Genomic DNA, 5,165 nt, shown 5'->3' with positions numbered 1-5,165 from the left:
AACGGTCAATCATTGTGTTGGTTCCAAACCCCCAATCCCGCCTATTCCGACTATGTAGAAACCGTCCGTGACCGCATTTATACAGGTCACACCCCACTTTTGGAGGAAAATCATGAGTAAAAGCGCTACGACGGTCGCTATCGCTGCGACTGCGGTTGTTGGTGTCGGTGCTTTGGTGCTGACTGGTGCTCTGGCTGGTGATGGTGGTTCGTCGGCTCCGTCATCTACCCCTGCGGATAGCGTGTCTGAGGTCTGCGAGGGGTGGTTTGTAGACCATGGTGCGTGCCAAATCGCGAGAGCTCGCGAGGCTGCGGAGGAATCGTGTGATTTCGACCCGACCGACGAATTTTTTGCGGAGGTTCGGGCACGTCAGTGTGCGAGCGCCCAGTCCCACGCGGTAGAGGTGGAGCGCCTGTACGGTATGCCGGAAAACCCGTCTGACGTGCAGGTTTCTCCGGTTACGGCTCCGTATGCTGCCCCCACGGAGCGAGTCTGCTTGACCTACGAGGATACGAACCGGGTGACCGGTGAGGTTACTCCGGGTCGCTGTGTTGTGCGGTTGGCTACCTAGCCCATAGAGGGGGAGTACAGAGGGGGGCGCTAGCCCCCTCTTTGTCCTTGACCTCGTTGCCTACGGTGACCCCCTGGTTTTGTTCTCCGTCGCTCGCCCCGGGTGACCCTGCGTCCTCTTCGTGTCTCTTCCTTGATTCGCGCCCGCGTAGGCGGGCGCTATTTTTCCTTTTTCTGATAAATGGTGATTTTTTGTGGCTACTCCCACCCCCCTTTTTTCTGATTACTCCCGTGACTGGTTGGCTCTCCACCCTGTCGCACCCAAGACCGCCGAGGATTACTCCTGGCTGATTGAGACTTATCTTATTCCCGCGTTCGGCGATACCCCGATAGGTGACCTCACTTACCGTGATGTTCAGCAGTGGGTGATTCAGACCGCACCCCGCGCGTACCACCAGGTACGACAGTCGCTCTCGATTCTCCGCCAGATGTACCACCTCGCACAGGTGGAAGACCTCGTGTCGAAATCCCCGGTTGACCTCGTAAAACTGCCACCCGCACCGCGTCCGGTTCCTGACCCCCTTAGTCCGTCTGACGTGCAAAAAATCGCGGAGCAACTGGAGGGTCGCGATAGGTTGATGTTCCTCACGTTGGTTTTTGGGGGCTTGCGGTTTTCGGAACTTGCGGCTCTGACCCCTGCCTCGATCAAAAACGGTTACATCGTGGTGTCTGGCGGTATCATGCCTGCTCGCGGTGGCGGCTGGATTCACTCCGACGGGAAAACTCACCAAAAGAGACGCGTGTATCTTCCCGGTTTTTTGGTGTCTGACCTGCGCGACTATGCGGACTCGGTAGATACCGACCTCCTGTTTACGTCCACTGTCGGAACTCCGGTGCATCGCACCAACTGGCATACCCGCGTTTTATCCCCTGCCTGCGCTCGTGCTGGCGTTCGACGAGTCACACCCCATGCCCTTCGGGATACCTGTGCGAGTTTGTGTTTGCGTGCTGGTATCGCCCCTCAGGTGGTTGCGGCTCATCTCGGGCATAGCGATTCGGCTACAACGCTGCGCCACTACGCGGGGGTAGTCACTGGCGATTTGTCCTCACTGTCTATGACACTCCAACGTGAAATTTCGGGCGTGGTGCCCCCAGCAGGGCTCGAACCTGCGACAAAAGGATTATGAGGTAGTGAGTCGCTACTCAAAAATGAGGAGCGGGGCTGACCTGCGGTTTTAGGTAACCGCCGTTTTGTAAAAATTTCCTCCTATTACACTAGGTGTTTTCATTATGCAGTTGTCGAAAATGTTTTCTACCCCCACTGCCCAGCCAGGCGGAGCCGTAGTGGACGTGTGCAGCGACGAGCCGGGAGCAGAGCGCAGGGGCAAGGGCGCGCGAACGACCGAAGGTCGCATGCGCAAGCGCCCGCGGCAGCGGAGTGGCGCGGTAGGTGTGGGAGCGACCGCGCGCGGTAGCGTAGGTGTAGCCGACGGCGGGGCGTGGCGAGGAGCCGCAGGCGACGAGCTGGCACGTGGTTTATCCTCATGTGCCAAAACACGACAAAACGACAACCGGCAGGAAAACACCAAGGTGGATAGGGGATTTCCCACGGTAGAAGAATGTCGGGACGCGGCAGGAAAACTGTCCTCACGGACGTGGGAGGGGGAAGAGGGGAAGGTCGCAACGATTCAGATTTCCCCGAGTTTGTTGCGGCTTGGTGCGTACGATTTCAATCTTCGGGAGAGAAGAGAAGAGCGGGCACGGGAGCGTGACCGCAAGATGCAAGATCAACAAAAGGTGTTGGTGAAAATTGAGAGGGAACGTACGCGTCATAAAGAGCGGGTTGCGGAGGTAGAGGCGCGGCTTACTGAGCTAGAGGGCGTATTGGATGTCTCGACGGATACCGCTGTTCGTGCGGATGCTATCCGTGAGCACACTGTACTGCTGCGGGAGTGGCGCAGTTTGGGTGTTGTCCCTGCGGAGGAAAAATTGGATGCGGCATTGAGGGCACTGCGGCATGCCCGAGAGCTGTCGGAGGGGATTCTGCCGACTCTAAAGGGGATGGCAACGGAAAACCTGGAAAAGGCGGGTGACCAGCAGGAGCGTGACAAGTGGGAGGTTTACCTAGAGCAGCTGGCAATGTGCCAGAAAAAGGAAGAGGACCGCCGGATTTTGGAATGGTCGCAGAAGAGTCGAACGCGCATGATTTCGACATTTTCCGAGCTGGACTGGAACGCGTTTTTGGAGCAGCCGGGCAAAGTTGCCATGGCGACTTTGACGTACCCCGGCGATTGGCAGGCGGTCGCGCCTGACTCAAAAACGGTGTATGCGCATTTGAACCGGTTGCGGCTTCAGTTTCAGCGTGATTGGGGGCGCGAAATGCTTTCGGTGTGGAAAAGAGAGTTTCAGCGCAGGGGGGCTCCGCATTATCATCTTTTGATGGTGGTGCCAGAGGGAACATGTACCGTGAAAAATCCCGTGACCAGCGAAAAGGTGCAGGTGGATTTTACCGGCTGGCTTGCTGCAACATGGGCGAGAATCGTTGCCGCCGATCAAAGTTCAGGGGAACGTGCGCGGCATCTGGTGGCGGGTACTGGTTTGCACTATACGCGGCAGAGTTTTGCGTCCCCGCGTCATGCAAGTTTCTATTTTTCAAAGTATGCGGCAAAAAATGCGTCTGGTGCGGAAAAGGAATACCAGAATCGTGCGCCTGCTCAGTGGATTGAGTCGGGTGCGAGCGTCGGTAGGTTTTGGGGCGTTTTCGGTCTCAAAAAGGTGATGGCGGTGGCGCTGGTTACCGCTGATGAAATGATTTTTTTCGGACGAACTCTCGCTCGCTGGGCATACGCGAATTTCGGTACAAGGCGTCGCATGCTGGGTAAGTGGCGCGCTGGGTGGGTACTGATGGATGATGCGCCAGGTATGGCAAAAGCCCTGTTCAGAGCGTTAAACGCGTATCGTACAGGTGGTGAAAAACTGCCGGTGGGGATGCGTGGTTCAGTTGCTCTCCGCCATGCGCCTTTTTAGTGCGGCTTCGTTATATCCAGCTTCAATTGTTTCTTGCTCCGCCGTAGTCATGTCATCCGGATGACCGGATTGCTTGGCGTCGAAAATTTTAGGCACAAAATCGGTGGCGGTGGTGGTAGGTACGTCGGGCTGTTTATCGTCACTGTGACGATTTGCTAGGGATTCCTGAACTTCTTTGTTCCACCGGTGTATTTGCGTCGGGGACACTCCAGCCCACTGTGCGACTCGGCGTTGTGGTACGTCGAGGTCGGCAAAAGCCAGGCTGGTGAGCGTTTTTAGGGCTTCGCGATTGGCGGCGATGATGTCGCGCGTGTGCTCGATTTGGGTCTGCAGTTCGCGTATTGCGTGCTCTTTTTCTTGTGCCAGTCGGCGGTAGTCATTAGTGCTCATGGGGCTGAGTCTATGTGATGCGGACGGTACAAATCTAGTGTTTTGGTTCGTTGTGGTGCGCCCACATGTGCCGAGTGGTACATTAAGGAGCGCGCGCAACAAAAAGTATGATATACTACAGATAGTTCCAAAGGGGAACGGCGGTTGTTATCCGTTTTGTTTAGTAGAGAGGAAGCCAAAAATGGCACTCAATAGTTTTACTGTTCCGGCTGCAGGTGTGAAGCTTGTTGTTCTTGCTGACCTGGAGTCGCGCCAGGTCATGAAGTGGGAGAATCGTCGTCCGACTGACGAGCCAGCGCTGGATGATAACGGTAATGAAATCCATCGCGTGATGGAGGTGCCCGCGCTGTGGCAGGGCGAGCAGACGACCATCGCGGTTCAAAGTGCGAAGCCGTTTACTTTGCCTGCGGGGAAGGTTCTGGCGGCTGGAAAGGGCTGCGACCTGCAGGTTCGCGCTTCGTCTGACCGTGATTCGACGTTTGCTGAGATGCGTCTGACTTTGCGTATCGGTGAGCTGCAGCAAATCGCGGATTTCTCCGAGCAGCTAGCCCGCTAGGGCTGTTGCGGTTGAAAATTCTCGTGACCTGTGGGTTCCGCACCAACGATTGGTGCGGTTCGCCAGGGGAGCCGACGAGGACTTTTCCCCTTTTCCATCTATATATAAGGAGCAAGAAGGATGGATTTTACATCTATCGTCGTTCTATGTGCGATTGTTTTTATCGCTGTGTATGTGCTGGCGTCGCTCTATGAGCACAAGCACCCTCCGGTGCCTGCTGGTCTGAAAATGCTCACGGAAAGCGAGCGCAACGATCTTCGCGAGCATGAAGCGGAGTTCATGGGTCGCTGGGGTGACCCGGAGAGTGTGAAAGATTTTTTCGAAGCAACCAGTGTTTTCTCTGGTGATGAAACTGGGTTAGAGCCGGAAAATCGGCAGTACCCTCGCCCGATTCGGGCGGAAAAAACCTCTCGCGGTGTTGAGGTCACGCTTCAACTTCCCATTGGTATTGACGCGGAGGACATCGAGAAAGCCATTCGTCGTGGTGGCGAGTGGGTCGCAATCGATGGTGTGGTGGATACGCTGGTAGAGCGTAAATCCCCTGGTCGGGTGGTTGTTCGCGCTGTGACTCGTCAGGCTTTCGAGCAAGACCTGGGTGGCGATTTTCTGTGACGCTCACTTCTACGCGCCCGTGGGCTGTCGATGAAAATGGAATGCCTGTGGTCTGGGAGCCAACGTCTGT

6 protein-coding genes are annotated in these 5,165 nt (G+C 56.2%); 5 read left to right on the top strand and 1 reads right to left on the bottom strand.

Annotated elements, in window-relative coordinates; translation table 11 throughout:
* Positions 1–112: 112 nt before the first annotated feature.
* The 3 genes from HMPREF2787_RS08775 (at position 113) to HMPREF2787_RS08765 (ending at position 3,537) form a co-directional block, all read left to right on the top strand.
* Positions 113–571: a hypothetical protein gene (locus HMPREF2787_RS08775; RefSeq protein WP_070859031.1), complete on the top strand. Its 459-nt coding sequence runs from the start codon at positions 113–115 to the stop codon at positions 569–571.
* 193 nt (positions 572–764) lie between these two features.
* A complete protein-coding gene (locus HMPREF2787_RS10930; RefSeq protein ID WP_083326684.1) occupies positions 765–1,697 on the top strand; it encodes a tyrosine-type recombinase/integrase in 933 nt (310 codons plus the stop codon).
* A gap of 265 nt (positions 1,698–1,962) precedes the next feature.
* Complete coding sequence (locus tag HMPREF2787_RS08765; protein WP_141763283.1) at positions 1,963–3,537, top strand: rolling circle replication-associated protein; 1,575 nt, start codon at positions 1,963–1,965, stop codon at positions 3,535–3,537.
* Here HMPREF2787_RS08765 and HMPREF2787_RS08760 read toward each other — a convergent pair.
* On the bottom strand, positions 3,508–3,927 hold the full coding sequence (locus tag HMPREF2787_RS08760) for a hypothetical protein (RefSeq protein WP_070859028.1): 420 nt from the start codon (positions 3,925–3,927) through the stop codon (positions 3,508–3,510). The genes HMPREF2787_RS08765 and HMPREF2787_RS08760 overlap by 30 nt on opposite strands.
* A 181-nt stretch (positions 3,928–4,108) precedes the next feature.
* Here HMPREF2787_RS08760 and HMPREF2787_RS08755 point away from each other — a divergent pair, with 181 nt between their 5' ends.
* Both HMPREF2787_RS08755 and HMPREF2787_RS08750 read left to right on the top strand, forming a co-directional pair.
* On the top strand, positions 4,109–4,483 hold the full coding sequence (locus tag HMPREF2787_RS08755) for a hypothetical protein (protein ID WP_070859027.1): 375 nt from the start codon (positions 4,109–4,111) through the stop codon (positions 4,481–4,483).
* 120 nt (positions 4,484–4,603) lie between these two features.
* Positions 4,604–5,095 (top strand): hypothetical protein, encoded by a 492-nt coding sequence (locus HMPREF2787_RS08750; RefSeq protein ID WP_070859026.1) that lies wholly within the window; start codon positions 4,604–4,606, stop codon positions 5,093–5,095.
* The last annotated feature ends 70 nt before the right edge of the window (positions 5,096–5,165 follow it).

Source organism: Corynebacterium sp. HMSC061H03 (genome assembly GCF_001838215.1).
GTDB classification, from domain to species: Bacteria; Actinomycetota; Actinomycetes; order Mycobacteriales; family Mycobacteriaceae; genus Corynebacterium; species Corynebacterium jeikeium_D.
The sequence above is the reverse complement of the archived record's forward strand: the minus strand, read 5'-3'. Positions and strand labels throughout refer to the sequence as shown.

Coding starts and splice junctions, on each gene's coding strand:
- HMPREF2787_RS08775 (WP_070859031.1), top strand. CDS start 113: ATGAGTAAAAGCGCTACGACGGTCGCTATCGCTGCGACTGCGGTTGTT.
- HMPREF2787_RS08760 (WP_070859028.1), bottom strand. CDS start 3,927: ATGAGCACTAATGACTACCGCCGACTGGCACAAGAAAAAGAGCACGCA.
- HMPREF2787_RS08755 (WP_070859027.1), top strand. CDS start 4,109: ATGGCACTCAATAGTTTTACTGTTCCGGCTGCAGGTGTGAAGCTTGTT.
- HMPREF2787_RS08750 (WP_070859026.1), top strand. CDS start 4,604: ATGGATTTTACATCTATCGTCGTTCTATGTGCGATTGTTTTTATCGCT.